Consider the following 24,855-nt stretch of genomic DNA (forward strand, 5'->3'; position numbering starts at 1 on the left):
GAGTAATAATAAGGTTGCTTCAAGCCGGAGCGGAAGGGGCGTTATAGTGGCGAGGAGGTGAGTATACCGAGTGCATCGTCCGTGGCGTCCATGGAAGCCTCCGGGTCTTCTTCTAACTCGGTCATCGCGCGGATAGCGTCCACGTTCTCGGGTACGACGTCGGCCTCCTGATGCACGGCCTGCATGTAGTAGAGCACGCCGTCCTCCACGTTGATGGACTCTTCCCAAACTAGTATCTCATACAGGTCGTACCGCTTCCTACCGAGGTCACGTCCCAACTCGATCAACTCGGCCGTGGAACCGAGCCCCTCCCCGTGTGGTACCACCCAGATCCTTCTCGCCTCCTTGAACGCGTCGATGACGTCGTCCGACGTGACTTCTTCCTCCAGCTCCACCCTGACAACGTGCATGTGCATGAGTGTCGTCGGCACCTTCACGGCCGCTGTCGTAATGTCGATGTCCGGCATTACGGTCCTGACGTCCGGCCCGTGGTGGGACGGCACAGTCACCGGGTTCGGCACGATGGCGTTGATCGGCCCCTTCTTCACCTGGTGCGGATCGGCCGCCCGGCGTACGATCGTCACGTAGACACGTCCGAGCTCGAACTCCTCCCTCAGAGCCCCTAGCGTGCGGCATAGGGCCGTGGTGTTGCACGACACGCACCGAACGTAGTCGGCACCTACGGCCTCTTCGTAGTTACACTGAGCGACGAACGACACCTCGGCGACTTCCGCCTCCTCGCCACCTTGGAAGATCGCCTTAACCCCGGCTTTCTCATACAGCGTCTCCTTGTTCCGGGCTCCGATGCCTTCGGGGGTGCAGTCCACGACGACATCAAGCCCGTAGTCATCTGCGTTCAGCACCACGTCTTCCACTGTACCCTCAATCTCGATTCCTGCATCCTCGAACTTCTCAACTCGGTCTTCCGGCACGAACAGCGGGTAACCGTACTCCTCGACGGCCAACCGGGCCAGGTAATCCGGCGACGTTTTGACTACCCCGAGCACCTCCATGTCATGCTGAGCGTCGACAGCATCTGCGACTCTTTTGCCGATAGTTCCGTACCCGTTGATCAACACGCTAACGTCGGCCAAGACCCGCCTCCCCCACGCGCTGCCCGTAACTGGGGGCTTAAATTAGCGCCGTTCGGACCCCGCGTGGCGGATAATAAGGCGGTGGGAATGTACCTCCCGCGATTAACACTCCCAGGTCACCGGTCACCGGACTGGCTCATCCCTTCTCCTGGGAGGACCCTCGCGCGGGAGGATATCCCCGCCTGTCCCGCGTCGGGGTTGACCGTCCGGTCATCCCCGGTCCTCACGACCGTGTCCCGGAGGGACCGTGCGACGCGGGTGTACCCCGGGTCTCGACCCCGGGCTTCACGGCTTAGGGTATCCTCCCCGCTCCACCCGGGTCGGCGGGGGCCCGGGGCGGGGACGGCGGGGGGGATTTCCGGGGGAGAACGTGAATGTGGATTACCTTGAAGGTTACTCCGGTTGCTTCCCCTAGCGTGTATGGATTGATAACTGAGGGGGGACGCGCTGTCGTAGATCGTAATCTCATGGCCTGACCACGAGTTTCGGAAACTCCGTGGTTTCCTTTCCCTTCAGAGTCTCATGCCGGCACATCGATCTTAGTTGGGTCCGGAACTTCCAGGCCCAACTCCTCGGCCAGCTCCTTGTACCGATTCCTGATCGTGACTTCGGTAACTCCAGAAATCTTCGCAACCTCGGGCTGTGTCCGGCGGCACGTTCGGAGCTTCTCGTTGAGCTCGCGTTCGAGTTTCTTCTTCTCTTCCTCCGACTCGGCTTCCTTCATCTTCTCACGGTACTCTTCTATATACTCCTTAGCCTTGAGGAGTCCGGCCAAGTACAGAGCCGCACCCGCCAGTCCGGCCGGATTACGGCTCACGGTCAGGCCTTTCTTCTCGGCCTTCTCCAGGATCTCACGGGCCAGCATTTCGACATCCTCAGAGACACCTAGCTCGGTCGCGAATCGGGATAGGTACTGCTTTGGATCCGGAGCGGGCATACGCTCGTTCAGGTGCCGGAGTAGGACCCGGTGCGTTCGGTTGATGTCTTTGGGCGTGATCCCGAACAGTTTCGCAATCTCCTTAATAGTACGGGGGTGCTTGCGCTTCTTACACGCCATGAACAGTGCGGCCGCGGCCGTGTTCTCGATCGACCTACCTCGGACTAGATCCTTCTCCACGGCCTTCCGATATATCCGGATCGCTTCATCCACGATTGACCGTGGGATGTTAGCCTGTGAGCATACCCTCTCAATGAGTTCCACAGCGGATCGGATGTTCCTGCTGACCGGATCGTTCGAAATCCACCTATCCCACCTCTTCAGACGCCTGAACCGCCAGTCAACGAGACGACGACCATGAGTGTCGCGGTCGTCGATGATCGTGTCCCCTAACCTGTGCGGATGACGTTCTGAGATGGGTGCACCCGTACGCTCACGCTGCGCGCGCTGATCCGCGTTGAAGGCCCTCCACTCGGGCCCGTAGTCGATCAGATAGTCGACGACGGTACCACAGTCCCGACAGACCAGCTCTCCATGCTTCTCGTCACGCTCCAGGTTCGCACTTCCACACTTCGGGCACACCCGGTGCTCCGACTCAGTGTAGACCATGACAGCCTCACCCCCTACGCCGGGAAACGGCCCGGTTGGCTTTTCGGGAAAGATTTTAAGTAGATTACTCCGTAGTGCGCGGGCACAGCCCAACCGCTAGCACGGCCAACGAGCAGACCAAGGCCAGCCGGTACGTCAGCGGCGTATCCAATCCCAACAGCTTCACTATCACAGTCACCGCGACGATTGCACCGACGGAGTGTGCAGTCGCCTTAACCCATCGTTCGTCGATCTCACCTTCTCCGGACTTGAGCGCGGGCAGGCCCTTGCGTATCACCACGTAGCAAGCTAACCCCAATATCACGGCCTCCACGATCGGCGCCGCCAAGTACTCCTCGATCATTGTCCCGGTCATGACAGCTCCCCCTTCACGACCTCAACGAACCGATCGTAACCGAAACGCTCTGCGTCCTCCGTCAGAAGATTGAAGCGCAAGGTTCTATCCACGCGCTCGTAACCCAGGGCGGTTATGGTCATAATCCCGTACCGTCGCAGTAACCTGAGCCCGATCTCCACTTCCCGCTCCACTCCGTGGAACACCAGACCAGCACCCGTCCGTTCCACGTCGAGCTCATCCTTGAGTCGCTCGTACACGCGTTCAAGCTCCTTTAACCGGGCTTCTAGTGAGCTAAACTCGAACTCTTCCAAGGCCCTCTTCACGGCCGCGAGCGTCGGTCCGTCGACCGTCCAACCGTATCCTTCGCAGACCCGCCGTACGTCCTCCACGAGGTCGTCCCGTCCGATCAATATGCCGGCACGTGGCCCGTCCATCAGCTTGTCACAACTCGTCACCACCAGGTCGAACCCGTACCTCGGACCCGGCTTCTGGCCGTGCAATCGACGTACTCGGTCGCCTGAGGCGTCGTCCAGCAACGTCACGGCCTCCGCGGAGGCGACTTCCCTCAGAGTATCTTCGCTTACAACGTTCCAACGTACATCGCAACCTGTCACGACCACGAGATCGAACCCGTTGAGGTCGGATTTCTCCGACTCTTCGACCTCTTCGTACTCAGCTCCCGCCAACCTACAGCCTTCCTCCACACACGGGTGGGCTTCACCGCCCTCGGGTAGTACGTGCAATACACTCCTCGGCTCGAGTGCCAGGATCGTCGCGATGACGGCCGCCGTCGTCCTAGGGACTACCATAACTTCGTACTCCGGGGCATCGAAGTGCTCCCGACAGAGCTCCCGGATCTCCGGTAGGATCAGCGCTTCCGACAAGTAGGTACGGAGCTCGTCCGAAGCCGCGTCAACCTTCGGTCGCGACGCCAACCCGGTGAAGTCGTAGAGTGGGTCGCCCCGCAAGATCCTCTCCCTGATTATCTCCAACGCCCGATCCCTAACCCTCATCGTCCGAACACCCGCCGCAAGCTGGCTTCCAATATCTCACACCGATCCGACCCCACCACACCGCAGTACCCACAACCTGGACACCCCCGACGGAAACCCCGAGCCGCCTCATCCGGGGGCGCCTCCCGCCACTGCCCGAGAACGCGCTCTCCCCACCGTAGCGACTCCTCACTAGCGACCTTTCGGATCTCGCCTTCGGGACGTAACCACCTCCAAACGTGGTACCTGAGCCAATCGCGCGGCAGCCCGTGCCTCTCACGGTATCGTCCGAGCGTTTCCACCCACTCCTCCCAAAGTTCTGGGTGTACGCGCTCCGAGAGCCTGAAGTCCCCGACTTTGCTCGCCGGGCACATGTAACAACCTATCCTATCGAAACCCTCGTCGTAGAGCGGGTTGTACGGCAAGTTACGAGAGTACAAGCACAGCCAGATGTCCAGGGACGACCAATCGAAGATAGGGGCCACGTTCACCTGTCCTGGCACCGCGTCGCTATCCCACACCCTACCCCGCTCGGATCGGGCCTCGGACTCGTACTTCCGGATACCTACCAGCGTGTAACACCTTCGGTCGAACTCGGAACGAACATACCTCGTGACGGGTGCGAGCTTTGCGGCCAGCGTGCACCACCTGTTGTCCCGGGAAGGGGGTAACAGCTCCTCCGTCACCCGGTGGAACATCTCCGGATCTCCTTCGACCACCTCCACGTCGATACCCACTGCCTCGGCGGCCCGCTCCGCTACCTCCACGGTCTCCGGTAACTCCATGCCCGTGTCCACGAAGAGCGCGCGCTCCACCCCCGCCTCCGCTGCCACGAGTAAGGTGACCAGACTGTCCTTGCCGCCCGAGAACGAGGCGAAGGTCCGGGACGGGCTCACGTTCTCCCGGACGAACTCCACTGCCTCTTCCAACCGCTCAGAAACGTACTCCTCGTGCGCCTTCGCCACGTCCTCAAAGTTCCTACCACGGAAGTACGTCGAATACCCCTCTACGGTACCCCTCACGTTCACGGCTAGCCCGCGGCTCCGGCGGACCATCTCGCTCCCCGACATCTCGGCCCGACCGAAGGCTACCGGACGGTCCCCGTGTTCGATCACCACCCACTCTCCCGGCTCGACATCGTCCGCGGACGTCACACCCGGCGCGAACAGGTTCTTCCCCTCCCTTACCGCCTTCGCAGCCCCACGGTCCACTTCGATCGATTTTCCACCCAACTCGTGGAGACGTCTCGCCCCCTCCGGCTTGAGCACGATCGTCCATCTGTCCTCCCACAAATCGTACCGCAGCGCCAGTACCGGCTCGGCGGCGACGATCTCGTCCAGATAATCGAGATCCGGAGCACGATTCGCGAGGAGTAGCTCGTCATCACGCACGAGATCTGCCGGTAACCCCTCATCCTCCAACACCTCGCGGATCAGCTCCAAGTAACCGGGACCTACCGGTCGGAGCTCCGCAGGAGGGGTCACGCGCAGCGGGTCCGTACTTCCATCACACTCCGGACACCGGCGTAGCGGTGTGACGAGCTCGCATTCTCGGCACACGTACGCCGGGGTCCTATCCGGAAGCTTCTCCATCCCAGTACCCCCGGTAAGCTTCCGCGAACCCCACCACACCTAGCCGGTTAACCGCCGCCTCGGTCGCGTTCAGAGCCCGCTCGAGCTTCCCGCGCCACGTGCCTTCCAGACGCTCCACAGCCGCGAGTTCCGCCCGCAGTCTGTCCAAAATCACACCCAGCCGCTCGGGATCGGTGGATCCTTCCACGGGGCGCCGGAGCGTCCTCTTCAGGCTCAGGACGTCACGAACGTCTTCGGCCCGCAGCTCCACTCCTTCCCGTTCAAGCTCCTCGACCACCCGATCCGCCCACTCGGGGCTCATGGGAACTCCCTCGCGGTCCAGCCGCGTCGAGACCCTACCCACGACCTTGTGTGCCTCTCGAAACGTCATATCCGCCCGCTCCGCCACGAGCTCCGCCAGGTCGACGGCTGCCGCATGCGATCCCAGAACGGTACCCCGGGCCGCCTCCTCGTCCACTTCCAGTCCCTCGACTACCTTACGGAGCACCCGCACGCACAGTTCGAACCGGTTCACGGAGTCCCACAGTAGGCCGTTCAACACCTGGAGGTCCCTGTTGTAGAACATCGGAAGCTTACCGTGGACGGCGTCCCCGAGACCCTTCAGTCCCGCGACGACGGTCAGCTCGGCCCGGACGAGCTCCAGCGCGTCCGGGTTCTTCTTGTGCGGCATCACCGAGCTCGTCGACGACAACTCGTCCGGGGGTTCCACTACCCCGAGCTCGTCGGAGCACATCTGTACCAGGTCTCCGGCCAACCTGGTCAGCTCCGAGGCTGTGGTGGCCAGTCTCCCGAGGAACTCCAAGATCGGTCCCCTCAACGCCGTGGCCTCACCGCAGTGCTGCGCCGGTCTCCGGAAGCCCAGCAGCGCGGCCTCCCGGTACCTGTCCACCGGGACTGTCGATCCCGAGAACGCGGAGCACCCCAGCGGGCACTCGTCCATTCCCGGAACCCTGAGCAATCCCCTGGCGGAACGCGCGACCGACGCCGCGTAGGTAGACATCCAGAACCCGATCGTGCACGGCTGCGCCCGCTTCAGGTGGGTGTACCCAGCGATAGGCACCTCAGCGTGCTCTCGGGCTAAGTCCAGCAGCGCCCTTCCGAGCCCGACTAGCTCGCGCGACAGGTCCAGCGCGCGCTCCCTCAGCCGCATCCGTACGCTCGTCGCCACCTGATCGTTCCTGCTCCTGCCGAGCTGCAGCCATCCGGCTTCCTCGCCGACCACCTCGTGTAGCTTCGACTCTACGGCCTCGTGGACGTCCTCTGCGTCCTGGGGCAGCCGGTCGGGACCCTCCTCGAGAACCGTTACGAGACCCTCAACGATTTTCGCAGCGGTCGAACGATCTATCCTCCCGGCTTCCCACAGCGACACCGCGTGGACCACCGAGTTCCACACGTCGCAATGGAAGATCTCCCGGTCCTGCTCCAGCGACGATGACAGTTCAGCGAAGTCAGGGTCGCGGCCGCCGGAGACGCGACCGCCCCGGTAGAACGGTCTCCCCAGTGCCAATCTCGTCACACCCACCACTGGGGTCAGTGGGGGTAACTCCGGTCATCCCGGTGGAGATGGGCACATACGTCGCGGCTGGCGTGCACGTCGTTCCCTTACAGTTAAAAGGTAACCGGTCGGGCTGCGCCGCGTAGCCGTAAGCGGGGGGAACGATACTGATATTCCCGCTGGCACTCCTCCTCACGCTGATCCTCGCACTGGGCTTCACAGGCCTCCCGCTCAACGCCCCACCCCAGCTCAGTGCGGACGTGCCCGATACGTATCCCTGGGTCGGCGTATACCCTCCGAACGTGGAGGTCACGTACGTCAACAACTGGGACCCGAACCTCAACCCGGAACACATCGAGGACTGGAAGCGCATCGCCAGAGAAATCCTCGGCGACCCGAAGTCCTGGTGGGAGCAGTATACTGCCGGTACACCGCTGGACGAGCTCGTCTACGAGGCCGCCAAGAAGATCGAGTACTGGGTGTCACCCTACGATGACGTCGACCCGCACGGCATCAAGTACCAGTACTACTACAACACGAGGTACGGCGCCTGGAAGACATTGCAGCTCGGTCGCGGTAACTGCTGCGACCACGCCCATGTCATGGTCGCCCTATGCAGGGCGTCCGGCATCGCTATCAGGTACCGTCACGAGGTCACCCGGTTCCCGTGCTGGGGCACGTGCGACCACGTCTGCGTTGAGGTAGGACTACCCGAGAACATCGTCGACGGTAAGTCCCAGGACGTGAAGTGGGTCCGCATGGACCCCACCAACCCCAACTCGCGGTGCATCCGGCTGAAGGCCACGTACCCGAACCTTCCCTTCTAAGCTATCTATCTCCGTGAACCGAAACGACGATATAATCCGGGTGGACATCACCAGGCCCGCGAGAGTGGGTCGGCGCGGGCGATGTAGTTGACGTTCGTCACACCCCGGATCTCCCCGACGGAATCTGACATCGAGGTCGAGTCGTGGAAGGAGATCGAAGAGATAGTATCATCCCTGGGCTCCGGGCTAGTTCGCATTACCACCCGCGATCACGATGACATTTACGATTGCTTCTTCATCGTCGAAGGGGGCGCCGTAATCGGAGCCTACCTCTCGCGCATCCACGCCGAGGAGCTCTCGGCCGAAGAAGCCGTTCGGACCATCCGTGACGTGGTGAACTCCGTCGGCTTCGCGCTCCTCGACGTGTACGATCTCGAACCGGAGCTCCTGGAGCTCATCAAACGCGTGAACGACGAGTGTCTACTCGAAGAACCCTTCACACCGACCGAAGTTGAGGAAGTTGCACCCGAGGTTGAGGAGCCCGAGCGGGATGAGCTCCTGGAGAAGTTGGGCATCGATCTCGACGCGATATACGAATCCGTGGAGGCCGTGCTCGAGGACTACTTCGAGGAGGAAGATCCCTTCGAAGAGTTCAAGCGCATGCTCCGGGCCCTCGGAGCCCAGGACGCCCGCGTGTACCTGCGCGTGAAGGTGCCCGAAGGTGTCGATGAGAGGATGCTCGAGGAGGTCCGGCGCGACCTCGAACACGCCTTGTCCGAGTTCTCGATCGACGGCGTCGAGATCACCCCATCACTCAAGGAGAAGGAGACGGTCACCCTCCGCATCCGCGATATCATGAAACGCATTCGGGGAGGGTAGACCTTGGTGAGCGTGAACGAGAACGCCCTGCCCCTGGTGGAGCGGATGATCGAGCGCGCCGAGCTCCTGAACGTCGAGGTCCAGGAGCTCGAGAACGGAACCACCGTGATCGACTGCGGTGTCAAGACCGCCGGAGGATTCGATGCCGGTATCCTCTTCTCCGAGGTGTGTATGGGCGGCCTGGCCACCGTCGAACTGACGGAGTTCGAGCACGACGGTCTGTGCCTGCCCGCCGTGCAGGTGACCACGGACCACCCGGCGGTGTCCACGCTCGCCGCCCAGAAGGCAGGGTGGCAGGTCCAGGTAGGCGACTACTTCGCCATGGGCTCCGGACCCGCCCGAGCCCTGGCGCTCAAGCCGAAGGAGACCTACGAGGAGATCGACTACTCGGACGACGCCGACGTCGCCATCCTGTGTCTGGAGTCCTCCGAGCTGCCGGATGAGGACGTCGCCGAGCACGTGGCGGACGAGTGCGGAGTCGACCCAGAGAACCTCTACCTCCTCGTAGCCCCGACCGCGTCGATCGTGGGTTCCGTTCAGGTGTCCGCCCGTGTGGTCGAGACGGGGCTTTACAAGCTCCTCGAGGTCCTCGAATACGACGTGACTCGCGTGAAGTACGCGACCGGAACGGCGCCCATAGCACCCATCGCCGCCGACGACGGTGAGGCTATGGGGCGTACTAACGACTGCATCCTCTACGGTGGAACCGTGTACTTGTACGTCGAGGGCGACGACGAGTTGCCGGAGATAGTCGAGGAACTCCCCTCCAAAGCCAGCGAGGACTACGGGAACCCATTCATGAAGATCTTTGAGGAGGCTGACTACGACTTCTACAAGATCGATCCCGGAGTGTTCGCACCCGCGCGGGTGGTCGTCAACGACCTGTCAACCGGCAAGACGTACACGGCAGGTGAGATCAACGTGGACGTGCTGAAAGAATCGTTCGACATCTGATTCCCCACACCACCATCCTAACGTTACGTAGTCCATTACGTAAACGTTATAGTCGAGCACTGTCGAGGGTGGTGTGGGGAGGAGGGCCCGCAGTTCAGCCCGGCAGAACGCCGGCCTTACGAGCCGGTGGTCCCGGGTTCAAATCCCGGCGGGCCCACCACCGCTAATTGTTACGTACTTCATAACGTTTTCAGAGAATGTCGTGGGGACGGATCTCGCCGCTGGTCCATCCTTCAGGGTGAGAAAATTTAATATATGACCCACCAGCACGAGGGAGTGGTCGCGGAGGATGGGACCCCGGGCAACCCCTGGGGGAACATACCCCAGGGGCCCCGGGGTCGACACAAGCCCCCTAATGCCGAACCCCCGGGCGGGGGCTATCCGGCCCCGCCGGGTCGGCTAAGCCGTCGGGTGGATGCCTCGGCTCGGGCGCCGAGGAAGGCCGTGGCAAGCTGCGATAAGCCCGGGCGAGGCGCATGCAGCCGTGGAACCCGGGATCGCCGAATGGGACCTCCCGCCGGGGCCGAAAGGTCCCGGCACTCCGGGGGGAAACCCCGGCCCTCGTGGCCGGGGGAGTACCCCCGGAGGGGGAACCCGCCGAACTGAAACATCTTAGTAGGCGGAGGAAAAGAAAGCAACATGCGATGCCGTGAGTAGGGGCGACCGAAAACGGCAGAGGGCAAACTGAACACCCGCCCGAAAGGGCGGGTGGATGTGGGGTTGCAGGCCCGGGCCGCCTATACGGCCGTCTCCTCCGGAACGGCCGAAGTGCCCTGGAACGGGCCGCCGGAGAGGGTGACAGCCCCGTAGGCCGCCGGGGGACGGCCGCTGGCCCGGGCCTGAGTACCGTCGGTTGGATATCCGGCGGGAATCTGGGGGACATCGGCCCCCAACCCTAAATACGTCCCGAGTCCGATAGCGAACAAGTACCGTGAGGGAAAGGTGAAAAGAACCCCGGAAGGGGAGTGAAAAGAGCCTGAAACCCGACGGCGATAGTCTGCCGGGGCCCGCAAGGGATGAAGCCCCCCGAAGGAAACCCCGGTGACGGGGGAGTACGAGGGGGGCCGACCGGGGTCCCGGCGTTCGTTTTGAAACACGAGGCGGGGAGTCCGCGGCCGCGGCGAGTCTAAGGGGTTCAAACCCCGAAGGCGTAGGGAAACCGACACGCCCGCAGCCCGGCCTAGCGGCCGGGCCAGGGGCGGGGTCCTAATAGGGCCCGCAGCCGCGGCCGCGGGACCCGAAACCGGCCGATCTAGCCCGGGGCAGGGTGAAGCGGCCCTAAAGGGCCGTGGAGGCCCGCTAGGGGTGCTGTAGTGCAAAACGCTCCCGTGACCCCGGGCTAGGGGTGAAAGGCCAATCGAGGCCGGAGACAGCTGGTTCCCCCCGAAACGGCCCGCAGGTCGGCCCGGCCGGAGGTAGGTGGCGGGGTAGAGCACTGATTCCCCGGTTAGGGGCCGAGAGGCCCCGCCGGGGAGTCAAACTCCGAACCCGCCACCGCCGTAGAAGGCCGGAGTTGGGGCCGGCGGGTAAGCCGCCGGTCCGAGAGGGGAATAACCCAGACCGGGGTTAAGGCCCCAAAGTGCCGGCTAAGTGTTAAATAGAAAGGGTGTCCCCGGCCGAAGACAGCGGGGAGGTAGGCTTAGAAGCAGCCATCCTTTAAAGAGTGCGTAACAGCTCACCCGTCGAGGTCGGGGGCCCCGAAAATGGACGGGGCTGAAGCCGGCCGCCGAGACCCCGGGGCCGCGGGCCGATGGCCCGCGGGCCGGTAGGGGGGCGCCCCGGCGGCCCAGAAGCCGGGCCGTGAGGTCCGGTGGAGCCGCCGGGGACGAGAATCCCGCCGGTAGTAGCAGCAAAGCGGGGTGAGAATCCCCGCCGCCGGAGGGGCCAGGGTTCCTCGGCAATGTTCGTCAGCCGAGGGTAAGTCGGCCCTAAGGCCGGCGGTAACACCGACCGGCCGAAAGGGAAACGGGTTAATATTCCCGTACCGCGGGGGTACGCCCGGCAACGGGAAGCCCGGCGGCCGACGCCTCGGGGTAGGCCGGGCGGGGCTGTCGCCCCGTCCAACCGGTGAAGGCCGGGGAGTCCCGTAATGGGGAGAACCGGCCGAAGCCGGGAAGGGCCGCCCGTTGTGGGCGGTCCGGCCGATCCCCGGGGCCCGTGAAAAGGCCGCCGGGAAGGATCCCCCGCGACCGTACCGAGAACCGACACAGGTGCCCCTGGGTGAGAAGCCTAAGGCGCGGCGGGGTAACCCGGCCGAGGGAAATCGGCAAATTGGCCCCGTAACTTCGGGAGAAGGGGTGCCCGCGGCCCTGACCCCGAGGGTCGAACCTCGGGGGAGGGGCCGCGGGTCGCAGTGACTAGGGGGGGCCGACTGTTTAATAAAAACATAGGTCCCGGCTAGCCCGAAAGGGCTGGTACCGGGGCCGACGCCTGCCCAGTGCCGGTACGTGAAGCCCGGGTACAACCGGGTGAAGCGCCGGTAAACGGCGGGGGTAACTATAACCCTCTTAAGGTAGCGAAATGCCTTGCCGGTTAAGTACCGGCTTGCATGAATGGCGTAACGAGCCCCCCACTGTCCCCGGCCGGGACCCGGTGAACCCGCCATCCCCGTGCAGAGGCGGGGGACCCCCGGCGGGAAGCGAAGACCCCGTGGAGCTTTACCGCAGCCTGCCGTTGGGGCACGGCCGCGGGTGTATAGCGTAGGTGGGAGCCGTTACTCAGGGGCGGCCGCCAGGCCGTTCCCGAGGCACCCATGGAACACCACCCTCCCGCGGCTGTGCCCCTAACCCGGGCCGAGAAGGCCCGGGGACAGCGGTTGGTGGGCGGTTTGGCTGGGGCGGCACGCCCCCGAGAAGGCATCGGGGGCGCCCAAAGGTCGGCTCAGGCGGGTCAGAAATCCGCCGTAGAGTGCAAGGGCAAAAGCCGGCCTGACTGGGTCCCGCACAATAAGGGACCCAGGCGGGAAACCGTGGCCTAGCGAACCCCGGTGCCGCCCCGGTGGCGGCCCGGGATGACAGAAAAGCTACCCCGGGGATAACAGGGTGGTCGCGGGCAAGAGCCCACATCGACCCCGCGGCTTGCTACCTCGATGTCGGCTCTCCCCATCCTGGCGGTGCAGCAGCCGCCAAGGGTGGGGTTGTTCGCCCATTAAAGGGGAACGTGAGCTGGGTTTAGACCGTCGTGAGACAGGTCGGTCGCTATCTGCCGGGGGTGTTGGCCGCCTGAGGGGAAGGACCGCCTAGTACGAGAGGAACGGCGGTCCGCGGCCTCTGGTGGACCGGCTGTCCGACAGGGCAAGCCGGGTAGCTACGCCGTATCCGATAAGGGCTGAAAGCATCCAGGCCCGAAGCGGTCCCCGAAAATAGGCGGCCGTTGAGGCCTCGGGTAAAAGACCCGGTTGATGGGGCGGGGGTGTAAGGCCCGAGGGGCCGTTCGGCCCCGAGGGCCTAAGCCCACCGCTCCCAATCGGCCGATGGACCCGGCGGGGCCGAGCCAAACCCGTCCGGGGGTCGGCTAGGTCCAAGTGGATTCTCGGGAGATTCTCGGGAATCCGGCGTCCTGGTCGGAGTGGTCCTGTCGGTTGACCGCTTCGGACCATTTCGGTGCTAACCATATGACCAGTCGGGTGAATCGTTACGAATTTCATAACATTATTTTTTCAGGTTTAAAGTTAACTGTTCGTTTTCGAAACTAATGTTTTCTTATTTTCCATATAGATGTGTTGAAAATGCTAACACATATCAACTTGCAATACAATCGGACATTCGGGGAATCACCCATGGCCCTTTGGCTAGATGTCCCCGTAGTCCCGACTGATTCGTTCTACCGGAAGTTGTTCGAGGCCGTGTGGCGAATCCTTGGTGATCGGGCCCGTGGGATAGCTTCTGAGCGGCTTCCGGCCCTCCGTCGCTGCTATACGGCATCGCCCAGCTCCAGTACGTTCCTTTCCGGGGACGTACCTGGTATCCGACTATTAGATGAGTTCAGACCCGGTGAACTCCTGGAAGAGGTCCTCTCAGAGACTGTATCGGGTGAGCTCGGCCGCCGACTTTGGGGCTCGCTGGTAGTCAGCGTGGTAGAGCGAGGAGACGTCGCTGGTCTGGAAGTTATGAGGAGGTCGATCGAAGCCTTGAGAGCGGTCGACGTGACGCCCTGGTTGGACGTGCTCGCGCTGGACGTGCTGGTGGCACTGGTGGAGGATGTCGGTGATGACGTCCTCGTGGATTCACTCCATCTGGTCGCGGAGAGACTGGACGTCGACGAGGATAGGATGCTTCGTGTCTCCCCGTTGGCGTTGGAGTTTGCAGGGTATTGCTTCGAGATGATCCTGCTGGGCTACGTGGTGGCGTATCGGAAACCCGAGGAAATCGAGGTGGTCTCCTGTGACGTCTTCACGGTAGAGGACGTACGGCGGGATATCGAGAGGAGGATTTCGGAGGTTAAGTCCGGAGACCTGGAGCTAGCGGCTGAGGTGATCGAAAAGGTATTGGCGCCGTATCTGCGAGTGGTTACCGACGTCAGGGGTTACCTGGAGGAGGTCCGGTCGATGGATCCTTCCATCGTGCTTGAGGTCGACGGGTTTTCGGTGTCGATCGCTCCCGAAGAGCTAGATCCTGAGTGGGACAGGCACGTTCATGAGGCGATCGAGAAGCTGACGGGTTCGGATGGCAAGGCCCGAAGGGTTTTTAATTAAGCCAGGGTCGCCGGTTATTGGGCGCTTGCGGGGGCGCCCGAGCCTGGTCAAAGGGGCGGGAATGAGGATCCCGTGGCCGTAGGGCCGTCCCGGGTTCAAATCCCGGCCCCCGCACCACCTTGGAACGTTACGGGGGTGATAACGTTCTCCCGACGGCGGCTCGGACCCGGGGGTCCCCTCCTCGCGGGGTTCCCCCCGGGCGTCATCCCGCCGGCACGTTCAGGCGAGTGGTCCTAGTTCCTTCGCCCGCTCGTGCATCTCCTTAACGGCGGCGACGAACTTGTCGGCCTCAGCTGAGCTCATGAAGTACATCTCGACGCGCTCTGGCTCGATGCCGAGCTCCTCCAGTAGCTTCTTGGCCGCCTGCACTCGGCGCTCGCACTTCAGGTTCCCGTCCTCGTAGCTGCACTCTTCCTTCTTTCATCCGGCTACGAAGACCGTCCACGCGCCCTTAGCGAGCGCTGTCAGGATGTGCTCGATGCCGACTCGACCAGTGCACGGCACCCTCACGATCCTGACGCTGCTGGGGTACTGTGACCTCCCAGTACCCGCTAGGTCGGCGGCACCGTAACCTCACTCGTAGCAGCAGAAGGCCACGACGACCGGCTCCTCGGACATTGTCATCACCCGATTGTCACCGCTCCGCCCGTTTTAAATCGGTTACCATCCCGAGGGGTCGATCGGGGAGATCCACGTGAGAAGAGTAGAGATGGAGGGTGTCCCGGAGGTTCTGGGAACCGTCTGTCCACCTCCATCGAAGAGCGGGTCACACCGGGTATTGACCGCCGCCGCGTTATGTGAAGGGAGTACCGAGCTCCGGAACGTGTTGAATGCGGAAGACGTGCGCGCGACGCTTCGACTTTGTCGAAAATTGGGGGCTGAAATAGACGTCGACGGTGGGGAGCGGCTCGAGGTGACGGTTTCCGGGTTCGGGGATTCTCCGCGTGTGCCCGAGGACGTTGTAGACTGCGGGAACTCGGGGACTACGTTAAGGTTTGGGTGTGGGCTGGCGGGGCTCGTCGGTGGAATAGTGGTCCTGACGGGGGACGATTCCCTCAGGTCCCGTCCTGTCGGGGACCTCCTGGCGGCGCTCCGCTCCCTGGGTGTGGACGCACGTGGGAGGGTCTGGCGGGGTGAGGAGTATCCTCCGGTGGTGATCTCGGGGCACCCGCTTCGGGAACGCGTCGCGGTGTACGGGGACGTCAGCTCCCAGTTCGTGAGCGCGCTCCTCTTCCTGGGCGCCGGGCTCGGTGCGCTCCGCGTGGACGTGGTGGGGGGCCTGCGCTCCCGCCCATACGTGGACATGACCGTCGAGACGCTGGAACGGTTCGGGGTCTCGGTGGTGCGGGAAGGTCCCTCGTTCGAGGTGGAAGGGCGGCCTCGCTCACCCGGAGAGCTGCGGGTCGAGAACGATTGGAGTTCCGCGGGTTACTTCGTCGCGCTCGGCGCGATAGGTGGCGAGGTGAGAATCCAGGGGGTGGACCTCGGCTCTTCGCACCCGGATCGCAGGATCGTGGAGATCGCGCGCGAGATGGGGGCCGAGGTCCGTAGGATCGATGGCGGGATCGTCGTGCGTTCGACAGGCCGACTGGAAGGGGTTGAGGTGGATCTCTCCAACTCGCCCGACCTAGTCCCGACTGTGGCGGCTATGGCGTGCTTTGCGGATGGAGTCACGAGGATCGAGAACGTGGGTCATCTGCGGTACAAAGAAGTGGATAGACTTCGGGCGCTCGCAGCGGAGCTACCTAAGTTCGGGGTGGAGGTCAGGGAGGGGGAGGACTGGCTGGAGATCGTGGGTGGAGAGCCGGTCGGAGCACGGGTCGATTCCAGGGGTGATCATCGGATGGCGATGGCACTGGCGGTGGTGGGCGCTTTCGCACGCGGTAAAACGGTCGTCGAGCGCGCGGACGCGGTGTCCATCTCCTACCCGAGGTTCTGGGAGGATCTGGCGTCGATCGGGGTGCCGGTTCGCTCAGTGTAGGTTCGAGTGTCGGATCTCGAAGGCGCACGCGTTCACCAGCTCGCCGGCGCGAACCGCGCACTTGATTTCCCTCACCTTTTGCGGCTCTCTACCGAAGGCTGTGAGCGTCTCGTGGATGAATCCTCTGGTGACATCGCACATGGGCTCGTAGCCGCGTGGGAAGCCGGCGCACTCCAGACAGGGGGCCGCGACCACCACGTCCTCGTTCAGGTCGTAGTTGGTTCCTAACACCCCTTCGACGCACGTTAGGAATTCTCGGATCGACAGTACGTGGTACACGCGGAGGAGGGCACGGGCGTACGTCCTGCCAGCCCAGAACAGTATTGCGGGTGCCTCGAAGTCGAGAGACTTCCGGACTGGGTACCATGTCGCGATCTTGAACGCCGCGATCTCCTCGGGCTCGTACCTAGTCGCTGCGCGGGCTATTTCCGCCAGCGCGTCCTCGTCCAGCCATCTGAGGTCCGGGACAACGAGTTTGGGCTCATGCCTAACGACGAAAGTGCAGACCCAGTCGCCGGCAGCCCTACACCGGGTCTCGGCCACGGTGACCGGACGACCGATCTCGAGGTGGTAAGCTTCGGTGATGAATCCCCTGGTCAAGTGACATACCGGCCCGTCGATCCCGCGGAGTCCCGCGCACTCCGGGCACTCCCGAACTGTGACGGTGTCCCTCTCCACCTCGACCTCCGCCCCGAAGACCTCGGCGAACGCGCACAGAACCGACTCCAGATCGTCCCCTCCTAGGATCCTGACCAGACGACGTCCCGCCTCGAAGAGGACGGCGGCTCCGGTCTCCCTGGCGACCTCGAGGAGAGCGATCCTCGTGAGCCGGTCGTAGGTGAGGAGCTCGTAAGGTGCGAACGCTTCGGCTGTCGCCTCGGCTCCTCGGAGCAAGGTTTCCTCGGTGAGGTCCACCTCGACTCCCCGGAAACTGTATTCCGGAATCCTTTACCTGGGTTTCGCCCGTCCCGATTTTTAAGTGGTAGACGCGGTGCCGACGTAGGGGGAGTCCCGTGAACACGTTCGGCCGTCTGTTTCGAGTCACGACCTGGGGCGAGTCCCACGGCCCGGCACTGGGCACGGTCGTGGACGGGTGTCCCGCGGGACTACCGCTCTCCGAGGACGATGTGCAGCGTGAGCTGGATCGGAGGCGCCCTGGACAGTCGGAGGTCTCGACACCGCGCTCGGAGCGGGATAGGGTGGAGATACTGTCGGGCGTCCACGAGGGACGCACTCTCGGGACTCCGATCAGCATGATCGTGTGGAACGAGGACGTGGATTACTCGAAGTACGAGCCGATCCGAACCCGGCCGCGTCCTGGCCATGCCGACGTCACGTACCGGTGGAAGTACGGGCACGTGGACTACCGGGGCGGTGGGAGGGCTTCGGGCCGCACGACTGTGGGCGTCGTGATGGGTGGCGCTGTGGCCAAGAAGTTGCTCCGTGAGGCGCCCTCGGATGACCCTCTGGGTATCGAGATCGTGGGTCACGTGGTGAGGGTGGGCTCCGTCGAGGCGGATCCCGGTGACCTATCCGCGGAGGAGATCATGGAGTATGCCGAGTCGAACCCGATTAGATGCGCGGATCCGGACGCCGCCGAGGAGATGCTCGGAGAGATCGAAAGTGCGCGCGAGAACGGGGACTCCGTCGGTGGGACAATCGAGGTGATCGCGGAGAACGTGCCGCCGGGCCTGGGTGACCCGGTCTTCGGGCGGCTGGATGGGGAGCTGGCGGGGGCTCTGATGAACGTACCCGCGGTGAAGGCGGTGGAGGTAGGGTCCGGCGTTCGATGCTCTAGGATGCGCGGATCCGAGCACAACGACCCGATCCGGTGGGACGGACATCCCGTCGTGGATGGCGACAACTCGGGAGGAGTACTCGGGGGGATCTCCCACGGCGGTAGACTGGTCGTCCGGGTGCACGTGAAACCCACTCCGTCCGTGTCCGTTTCCCAGCGCACCGTCGATTTGGAGTCCGAGGAGGAAGTAGAAATAGAGGTGGAGGGTCGACACGACCCCTGCATATGTCCGAGGGCTGTACCAGTTGTGGAGTCCGTCGTGGCGATCGTGCTGGCCGACGCCGTCCTCAGGGCAGGGTACGTGAACCCGGACAGTGTTGAGCTTCCGGCTGCGTCCATGGGGGATCGATGGAAGATGCTGAAACGACACCTATAGCCCCCTGAGCTCGAACTGGAACTCGCACCGACCGAATAGCTCACCGGTCACTGCCGCATACTCGGTTTCCCCACGCGCTCGACCTCATTGCTGAAGGCACCTAAGGTCTCGTTGAGTGCGCCCACGATCGGGGGCGGCGTCCGCGAGGTGACTCTCATCCGGCCTGTCGGGCTACGGAACCGCCAGCCCTCAAGATTCCGTCCCGATCCGGAACTCGCAGACGTCGTCACATGTGACGCGGCGTCGGACCCTGTCTACCAGTCTCGAGCTCATAGGCGCCAGCAATCAGGCCTCTGAAGTGACAAAATGGCCCGCGGAGCTTTCGGGCCACCGGCATACTCCGGTCAGTCCTTCACGGTCACTACATCCTAATCCTAGTCCACTTCGCATCCTGTGAGGTCCGCGAACGTGGTCAGCGTCGACCTCAGGTCGTCCGAGCTCCCGCGCCAGCAGGCGCTCTGCCCCCGAAAAACGTCACTGCACCCCGCCCCCGGCTACTTCCATCAACGCTATCATGAACATGACTAGCCAGTCACGGCCAGACCGTTTTATCGGATAGTCTCCGTTGCCGATTCCGCACCCCGATATAGCTTCTCCTCCGTCGGCAACTCCGACCTCACGGAAATTGGTTTCCGGTTAGGATTTAACAGGATCTGGTCCGCCGGAAGAGCCTACAAACCTGTCGCTGTGTGAACGGGGTGTAGATCTTGGAGAAGCTCGTCCTGCTACCGGGTCCGGTGATGGTGCACGAGGACGTCCTCCTCAGATCGGCGAAACAGGTCATGAACCACCGTAGCGAGGAGTTCGAAGAGATACTCGCGGAGTGCGTGGAGCTGTCCAGGTACCTGTTCCAGACGAACGGCAACGTTGCCATCATCACAGGTTCTGGCACCGCGGCCATGGAGGCAGCGATCTACAGCCTCCTCGAGCCCGGTGAGGAAGTCGTCGCGGTGGTCAACGGAAAGTTCGGCGAGCGGTTCGCGGACATCGCCGAGCGTCGTGGCGTCGAGGTGCATCGGGTGGAGTTCGAGTGGGGCGAAGCCGCGGACCCCGAGCGCGTGGAGGAAGTCCTCGCGGACTCGCAAGCAGAGGTCGTCACCCTCGTACACAACGAGACATCGACAACAGTGCTCAACCCGGCCGAGGAGATCGCTAGGATCTGCCGCGAGTACGATGCGCTGTTCGTCGTGGACGCGATATCATCGTTGGGCGGCGTCGAGTTCAGAATGGACGACTGGGGCGTCGACGTCTGCATCACCGGTTCGCAGAAGGTCCTGGGTTGCCCACCGGGTCTTGCCCTCGTGGCCGTCAACGACAGGGCTCTGGAGGTCATGGAGGAGAAGGACGCGGGCAGCTACTACTTGGATATCCCCAAGTACCTCGAGTACTTCGAGAAGGATCCGAAGCAGACTCCGTACACGCCCGCCGTGAACGCCTTCTACGCCCTGCACGAGGCCCTGAAGAGGCTGAAAGAGGAGGGGCTCGAGGTCCGTTGGAAGCGCTACCGTCTTATGCAAAGGATCGTCCGGGAGGGGATCCGGGCACTCGGGCTCGAGCTGTTCGTCGAGGACGACGAGATATCCTCACCGACCGTGACTGGAGTCACTTACCCCGAGGGCGTGGACGACAGAGAGTTCAGGGGTAAGATCTTACGGGACCGCTACGACGTGGTCGTCGCTGGCGGACAGGACCACTTGGCGGGTAAGATATTCAGGATCGGACACATGGGCGAAGTCCGGATCCGTGACATGATCACAGCGGTGACTTGTATCGGCCTCGGTATGCGCGAGCTCGGCGTCGATGTGGACGTAGGTGCCGCCGCTGAGGCCATGGCCGACGTGTTGTCAGAGGTATCGTAACGGCCACCGCTCGGTGCCGGTGTCCTCCTCCAGCGCCCTCACACCGTCTATTACATTCCCGTTCAACACTATCGTTACAGAGAATATCACCGTCCCCGGGAGTACCTCGGCCGGTGCGCCTCGACGTACCGGTCTCGCTCCCGCACCTCTTCCGGCTCCTAAGATGGCTCCAGCTGTCGGTCCCACCTGATCCAACCGCTCGGTTGTGGCTATCAGGATGGGATCGTCCGTCTCCGGTCCAACGTAGCCCACGCCCGGAATCTCCACAGGCTCTTGAACGGGTCCCCCGCCGACGTCGTAGCACAGACCCTCCGCGGCTCTTCGACACACTTCGGCAACCTCGGCCACTCGGTTCTCCGCAGCGTACGTATCGAACAGCGTCACGACCACGTCCTGGTACTCGGACTCCGGACAGGCCGCCTCGGCGTAGGACGGCCCCTCACCTGCGCCCTCTGGGGACTCCGAAACCCCCATAACGTCCTTGCCACCGTACCCCTTAAAGAGGTCGAAAACGGCGGCGTTCACGTCCTCCAGTGCTTCCTCCTCGACGACGTACACGACCGCGAGATCGTCCCCACACACCGGACCCAGAACCACGTACATCAGCTCGTCCCGGAACCTCAGCTGTAGTTCCTCCAGATCGCGCTCAACGCGCCGCACCAGTCCTCGGGACACGCGTACGTCGTCCTCGGAAAGGTCCGCGGAGAACGCGACGGCCCGGAGTCCCACGCACAGCACCCCCCGGGGGAAGCTCCCCCTTGGTTACCGTGCTCGAGGAGGATGATCCCCACGCGGTTAAACACGTCGTCCGCGCTCTCCGCGCCGGGAAACTCGTCGCCATCCCGTGCGACACCGTCTATTCTCTGAGCTGTGACGCTACGAACTCCGAGGCCGTTCGCCGTCTCTACACAGCGAAGGAGCGTCCCATGGATAAGCCCGTCAGCGTCGCCGTTCACTCGCCCGAGAAGGCCTTGGAGCTCCTGGAGCCCGTACCCAGACTCGAAGCAGCCTTGGAGACGCTGACCCCGGGTCCGATCACCATCGTTGCGCCCAGAAAACCCGGCGTGGTCGCGCCCGAGGTCGCGGCGGGTAAGCGTACCCTCGGGGTTAGGATCCCGGACCACCCTTTCTTCCTGCGCGTAGTCCGAAGGTTCGGAGAACCGATCGTCACCACTTCCGCCAACATCTCCGGTCGGCCCGCCCCGACCGATCCTGACGAGGTCTTCGAACAGCTCGGCGACCGGTTGGACGTCCTGGTCGAGGGCGAGTGCCGCTTCGGAGAACCATCCACCGTGGTCGAACTCACGCCCGAGGGTAATATCGACATACTCCGGGAGGGCGCCATGCCTAAAGAGGAGGTACTGGAGACACTCAGGGGGACGACCTCAGGTGCCTGAGAAAGGCCTCAAACCCCTCCTCACAGGCTTCCGCGAGGCCGTTCTCGACTTGACCGACGGTGATGGCGTCCTCGTGTATTCCGGATGTGCCGGCACGTGCACGCCGTTCGCGGAACTTCTCGCGTTCACGCTGCGGGAGACCGACCTCGAGCAGTACTACTCGATAGATCTCCGCCGCGAGTACCTGCGAATGGAGCTGTGCGACCACGGCTACACCGTCACCGACGAGCGGGAGGAGCTCGAGAGCGCGGACGTCGTCGTCCTCCTCGGCGGCCTCGCTATGCCGATATCCGACGCCACACCTAACGACGCTCGGGAGTTCCTCGAGGAGCTCGGGAACCCACCCGTCGTCGGCGTGTGCTTCATGAACATGTTCGAGCGCGCCGGCTGGACTGACGAGCTCGACTTCCACACGATCATCGACGGATACCTGGAGGTCGCGGTCAAGTGATCGGGAAGGAACCGGTACCCCTTGTGGTAGGCGACTACCTCCTGTACTTCCGCCCCTGGGCCCTCGGCGATGCGGACGCCGTCTCGGACGTATTGTACAGGGAACTGTATCCCCACGAGTGGCTCGAGGGATCCCGCGAAGTAGTCGACGTGGGCGCTCACGTTGGTGCTTTCACGGTCCTCGCGGCTGCTCACGGTGCCAGTGAGATCCTTGCGATCGAACCCCACCCCGACAACGCAGAGCTCCTCCGACGTAACGTAGAGGAGAACGACCTCAACGTCGAAGTCGTCGAGGCCGCCGCTTACGACCGTGAGGACGTCGTCAAGATGTACCTCAGCCCCTCTACCGTCGCCTACTCCGTCGAGCTCGTCCGCTCCCGGGAGACAATCGACGTCGAGACAGTCGTCATCGACGACTTGGGGGTTTCTCCCGATCTGATCAAGATCGACGCCGAAGGGGCCGAAGAACACGTCCTCCGCGGGTCCGAGCGGACACTCGAGGAATACGCCCCCGTCCTCCTGATCTCCGCCTACCACTATCCGGGGCAGGAGGAGGACGTCCGACGATGGCTCGAGGACAGGAACTACAGGGTCGAGGTGATCGTCCGGGAGACGAGCCCGTACAGGAGCCCCGCCCTACGCGTACCGGTGATAGTGGGCGAACCCCGCGCCTGATCGTCCTCCACACCCGCGACTGCGACCCGAAAGCCTGCACGGCCCTACGGGCCCATCGTATGGGTCTCGTCGAGCTCGTGAGACGTCCATCGGACGTGCCCACCGGTGCCGTCGTCCTGGATCCTACCGTGGAGAAGGCCCTCTCCCGCGAGGATCGCGACGCCGTCCTAGGGAGCGGACTCGTTGCCGTGGACTGCTCCTGGGAACACGTCCACAGGTACTTCTGACCGCTCAGACGACGCTGCCGGCGCAGGATCCTCCCCTACCTGATCGCGGCCAACCCCGTCAATTACGGTAAACCCTGCAAGCTGAGCACCGTGGAGGCGCTTGCCGCCGCCTTGTACATCCTAGGGTTCAGGCGGGAGGCCGAGAGGTTCATTTCGCGGTTCAAGTGGGGTCCCGCCTTCCTGGAGCTCAACCGTGAGCGGCTCGAAGCGTACCGACAGGCCGAGACGAGCGCCGAGATCGTGCGCGCTCAGGAAGAGTTCCTTCCGGACGGCCCGTGACGATCTCCCGCGAATCGTTACGTAACCAGTGACGATACGGTGCTGGTATCCCGGAGGTTCTCGAGATCTCGCTGCCCGGTGACCACTTGCGGGGACTTCGGTTCATAGCACTACCGTGCGCGAACTCTGATAGCGAACGATAGTTCCAACGAGCCACCGGCCCCCGGGCCGCCAGTTACGGCCCCGTACCGGATTGCGAGTGATCGCGTCACTACCCTGGTCGATGGCCGACACTTTAACCCGGATACAATCTCCCGGTGCTCGCTTGGGACGAGTTCCCCCAAACCTCGTACGGTACCTCCTAGGGCCCGACAAGTCTCGGCCACGTCGTGATTGGAAGTAAGGTACGGCCGCTTACCCGAAGGATCTCACGTCGGTGGATGCCACGCCAACCGCGCCGCCGAGTGCTCGCTTTCCGGTACATCCTTCGGGTGAAGCAAACCTTCCTCCCCATCACCGACGTTGACGGTCACCTGTGATAACTAACCACAGTCTTCAAACACGTGAATCGGAGGCGTTCACTCGAGCCAGCGGCGTCACTCAATTAGCCTATGAGTGCAAGGTCGTGCGGGGGGTGTTCGGATGGCGAAGTTCCCGGAGGCGGAGGCTCGGATCTTCAACAAACTGATCTGTATGAAGTGTAACGCGAGGAACCCACCGGACGCCACGAAGTGCAGGAAGTGCGGGTACAAGGGACTACGACCAAAGGCCAGGGAGCCGAGAGGCGGTTAGACCATGGGCGTGTTCGGATACCTGCGGGAGCGCGCCCCCTGTCACCTCACACTACTCGATCCCGTGGACGTTGGTCCGGAGGATGTCCCAGAGGTTCTGGAGCCGCTGGTGGAGGCGGGCACGGATGCGGTGATGGTCGGCGGTTCGACCGCGCACACATCACAGGTAGAGGCGGTGGTGGAGGCGATCCGGAAGGTCGCGGACGTCCCGGTGATACTGTTTCCGAACGGTCCGGAAGGTCTCGCGCCGAACGCGGACGCGGTGCTGTTCATGAGCCTCCTCAACTCGCGGAGCACGTACTACCTGATCGAGGCGCAGGTGAAGGGCGCGCCGTTGGTGGAACGGTTCGGGCTGGAATCGATCCCGACTGGCTACCTGATCGTGGGCGAGTGGGGAACGACCGTCTCAGTGGTCGGTGACGCTCGAGTGATCCCGTTCGACCGGACCGAAATCATCGTCGCGCACGCACTGGCGGCGAAGCACCTTGGCATGAAGGCGGTGTACCTGGAGGCGGGAAGCGGCGCGCCGGAACCAGTGCCCCCCGAAGTGGTACGGAAAGTCTCGGGAACCGGAGTGTTCACGATCGTGGGCGGTGGTATCCGGAATCCCGAGACTGCCTTAGAGATCGTCGAGGCGGGTGCGGATGCTGTCGTCACCGGGACCGCCGTAGAACGTGACCCGGATCTGGCCTCTGAGATCGTCGAGGCGGTTAAACGGGGTGTCTGAACGCTG

The 24,855-nt window shown here is 63.2% G+C and carries 23 protein-coding genes, 2 tRNA genes and 1 rRNA gene; 17 read left to right on the forward strand and 9 right to left on the reverse strand.

Annotated elements, in window-relative coordinates; translation table 11 throughout:
• Positions 1 to 41 precede the first annotated feature (41 nt).
• The 6 genes from BW919_RS04050 to argH form a co-directional block, all read right to left on the reverse strand.
• Entirely contained in the window at positions 42 to 1,094 is a 1,053-nt protein-coding gene (locus BW919_RS04050; RefSeq protein WP_088335772.1) for a type II glyceraldehyde-3-phosphate dehydrogenase, read from the reverse strand.
• A 520-nt stretch (positions 1,095 to 1,614) separates the two neighbouring features.
• Positions 1,615 to 2,640, reverse strand: a complete 1,026-nt coding sequence (locus tag BW919_RS04055) for a transcription initiation factor IIB family protein (RefSeq protein ID WP_088335773.1) — start codon at positions 2,638 to 2,640, stop codon at positions 1,615 to 1,617.
• Between the two features lie 64 nt (positions 2,641 to 2,704).
• A complete protein-coding gene (locus BW919_RS04060) occupies positions 2,705 to 2,995 on the reverse strand; it encodes a hypothetical protein (protein ID WP_088335774.1) in 291 nt (96 codons plus the stop codon).
• Positions 2,992 to 3,990, reverse strand: a complete 999-nt coding sequence (locus BW919_RS04065; RefSeq protein WP_088335775.1) for a TIGR03576 family pyridoxal phosphate-dependent enzyme — start codon at positions 3,988 to 3,990, stop codon at positions 2,992 to 2,994. Before BW919_RS04065 ends, BW919_RS04060 begins: the two co-directional genes overlap by 4 nt.
• Positions 3,987 to 5,561 carry a phosphoadenosine phosphosulfate reductase family protein gene (locus BW919_RS04070; RefSeq protein WP_088335776.1) on the reverse strand — a complete coding sequence of 525 codons (1,575 nt, stop codon included), beginning with the start codon at positions 5,559 to 5,561 and terminating at the stop codon, positions 3,987 to 3,989. Before BW919_RS04070 ends, BW919_RS04065 begins: the two co-directional genes overlap by 4 nt.
• Entirely contained in the window at positions 5,542 to 7,068 is a 1,527-nt protein-coding gene (gene argH / locus BW919_RS04075; protein WP_157666005.1) for an argininosuccinate lyase, read from the reverse strand. Before argH ends, BW919_RS04070 begins: the two co-directional genes overlap by 20 nt.
• 248 nt (positions 7,069 to 7,316) lie before the next feature.
• Between argH and BW919_RS04080 the strand changes: the two genes are divergently transcribed.
• The 7 genes from BW919_RS04080 to BW919_RS04110 all read left to right on the forward strand — a co-directional run bounded on the left by BW919_RS04080 (position 7,317) and on the right by BW919_RS04110 (position 14,466).
• On the forward strand, positions 7,317 to 7,883 hold the full coding sequence (locus BW919_RS04080; RefSeq protein WP_232452845.1) for a transglutaminase family protein: 567 nt from the start codon (positions 7,317 to 7,319) through the stop codon (positions 7,881 to 7,883).
• 87 nt (positions 7,884 to 7,970) lie between these two features.
• Positions 7,971 to 8,702, forward strand: coding sequence for a DUF2226 domain-containing protein (locus tag BW919_RS04085; protein WP_088335779.1), 732 nt, complete (start codon positions 7,971 to 7,973; stop codon positions 8,700 to 8,702).
• 3 nt (positions 8,703 to 8,705) lie between these two features.
• Positions 8,706 to 9,656, forward strand: a complete 951-nt coding sequence (mch, locus tag BW919_RS04090; RefSeq protein ID WP_088335780.1) for a methenyltetrahydromethanopterin cyclohydrolase — start codon at positions 8,706 to 8,708, stop codon at positions 9,654 to 9,656.
• A gap of 83 nt (positions 9,657 to 9,739) precedes the next feature.
• Positions 9,740 to 9,816 (forward strand) — tRNA-Val (locus BW919_RS04095).
• Between the two features lie 227 nt (positions 9,817 to 10,043).
• Positions 10,044 to 13,141: ribosomal RNA gene (locus BW919_RS04100) — 23S ribosomal RNA — on the forward strand.
• Between the two features lie 293 nt (positions 13,142 to 13,434).
• On the forward strand, positions 13,435 to 14,349 hold the full coding sequence (locus tag BW919_RS04105; RefSeq protein WP_088335781.1) for a hypothetical protein: 915 nt from the start codon (positions 13,435 to 13,437) through the stop codon (positions 14,347 to 14,349).
• A 27-nt stretch (positions 14,350 to 14,376) separates the two neighbouring features.
• A tRNA-Leu gene (locus tag BW919_RS04110) sits at positions 14,377 to 14,466 on the forward strand.
• A gap of 102 nt (positions 14,467 to 14,568) precedes the next feature.
• Here the strand turns inward: BW919_RS04110 and BW919_RS04115 are convergent.
• Positions 14,569 to 14,967: a hydrogenase iron-sulfur subunit gene (locus BW919_RS04115; protein ID WP_157666008.1), complete on the reverse strand. Its 399-nt coding sequence runs from the start codon at positions 14,965 to 14,967 to the stop codon at positions 14,569 to 14,571.
• Positions 14,968 to 15,043: 76 nt separating this feature from the next.
• Here BW919_RS04115 and aroA point away from each other — a divergent pair, with 76 nt between their 5' ends.
• Entirely contained in the window at positions 15,044 to 16,330 is a 1,287-nt protein-coding gene (gene aroA / locus BW919_RS04120; protein WP_088335782.1) for a 3-phosphoshikimate 1-carboxyvinyltransferase, read from the forward strand.
• On the opposite strand, the gene BW919_RS04125 is transcribed toward aroA, so the two are convergent.
• On the reverse strand, positions 16,322 to 17,245 hold the full coding sequence (locus tag BW919_RS04125) for a V4R domain-containing protein (protein WP_088335783.1): 924 nt from the start codon (positions 17,243 to 17,245) through the stop codon (positions 16,322 to 16,324). The genes aroA and BW919_RS04125 overlap by 9 nt on opposite strands.
• A 98-nt stretch (positions 17,246 to 17,343) precedes the next feature.
• Here BW919_RS04125 and aroC point away from each other — a divergent pair, with 98 nt between their 5' ends.
• The gene (gene aroC / locus BW919_RS04130; protein ID WP_088335784.1) at positions 17,344 to 18,504 is read left to right on the forward strand and encodes a chorismate synthase; all 1,161 of its coding nucleotides are present in this window, start codon (positions 17,344 to 17,346) and stop codon (positions 18,502 to 18,504) included.
• A gap of 707 nt (positions 18,505 to 19,211) precedes the next feature.
• Positions 19,212 to 20,363 (forward strand): alanine--glyoxylate aminotransferase family protein, encoded by a 1,152-nt coding sequence (locus BW919_RS04135; RefSeq protein WP_088335785.1) that lies wholly within the window; start codon positions 19,212 to 19,214, stop codon positions 20,361 to 20,363.
• On the opposite strand, the gene BW919_RS04140 is transcribed toward BW919_RS04135, so the two are convergent.
• Positions 20,349 to 21,092 (reverse strand): hypothetical protein, encoded by a 744-nt coding sequence (locus BW919_RS04140; RefSeq protein ID WP_157666010.1) that lies wholly within the window; start codon positions 21,090 to 21,092, stop codon positions 20,349 to 20,351. The two genes, BW919_RS04135 and BW919_RS04140, sit on opposite strands and share 15 nt — an antisense overlap.
• A 38-nt stretch (positions 21,093 to 21,130) precedes the next feature.
• On the opposite strand from BW919_RS04140, the gene BW919_RS04145 reads away from it, so the two are divergent.
• The 7 genes from BW919_RS04145 (at position 21,131) to BW919_RS04170 (ending at position 24,849) form a co-directional block, all read left to right on the forward strand.
• On the forward strand, positions 21,131 to 21,760 hold the full coding sequence (locus tag BW919_RS04145; protein WP_232452945.1) for an L-threonylcarbamoyladenylate synthase: 630 nt from the start codon (positions 21,131 to 21,133) through the stop codon (positions 21,758 to 21,760).
• A complete protein-coding gene (locus BW919_RS04150) occupies positions 21,753 to 22,211 on the forward strand; it encodes a DUF2124 family protein (RefSeq protein ID WP_157666014.1) in 459 nt (152 codons plus the stop codon). Before BW919_RS04145 ends, BW919_RS04150 begins: the two co-directional genes overlap by 8 nt.
• Positions 22,208 to 22,885 carry an FkbM family methyltransferase gene (locus BW919_RS04155; protein ID WP_157666016.1) on the forward strand — a complete coding sequence of 226 codons (678 nt, stop codon included), beginning with the start codon at positions 22,208 to 22,210 and terminating at the stop codon, positions 22,883 to 22,885. The genes BW919_RS04150 and BW919_RS04155 overlap by 4 nt, the downstream gene beginning before the upstream one ends.
• A 59-nt stretch (positions 22,886 to 22,944) precedes the next feature.
• Entirely contained in the window at positions 22,945 to 23,112 is a 168-nt protein-coding gene (locus tag BW919_RS08035) for a ribosome biogenesis domain-containing protein (protein ID WP_232452992.1), read from the forward strand.
• A gap of 27 nt (positions 23,113 to 23,139) precedes the next feature.
• On the forward strand, positions 23,140 to 23,391 hold the full coding sequence (locus BW919_RS08040; RefSeq protein ID WP_257789233.1) for a ribosome biogenesis domain-containing protein: 252 nt from the start codon (positions 23,140 to 23,142) through the stop codon (positions 23,389 to 23,391).
• 582 nt (positions 23,392 to 23,973) lie between these two features.
• Positions 23,974 to 24,123: a 50S ribosomal protein L40e gene (locus BW919_RS04165; protein ID WP_011019011.1), complete on the forward strand. Its 150-nt coding sequence runs from the start codon at positions 23,974 to 23,976 to the stop codon at positions 24,121 to 24,123.
• 3 nt (positions 24,124 to 24,126) lie between these two features.
• Positions 24,127 to 24,849, forward strand: a complete 723-nt coding sequence (locus tag BW919_RS04170; RefSeq protein ID WP_088335790.1) for a geranylgeranylglyceryl/heptaprenylglyceryl phosphate synthase — start codon at positions 24,127 to 24,129, stop codon at positions 24,847 to 24,849.
• Positions 24,850 to 24,855: the final 6 nt, after the last annotated feature.

The organism is Methanopyrus sp. KOL6 (assembly GCF_002201915.1).
In the GTDB taxonomy this organism is placed as follows: Archaea; JAADCQ01; Methanopyri; order Methanopyrales; family Methanopyraceae; genus Methanopyrus.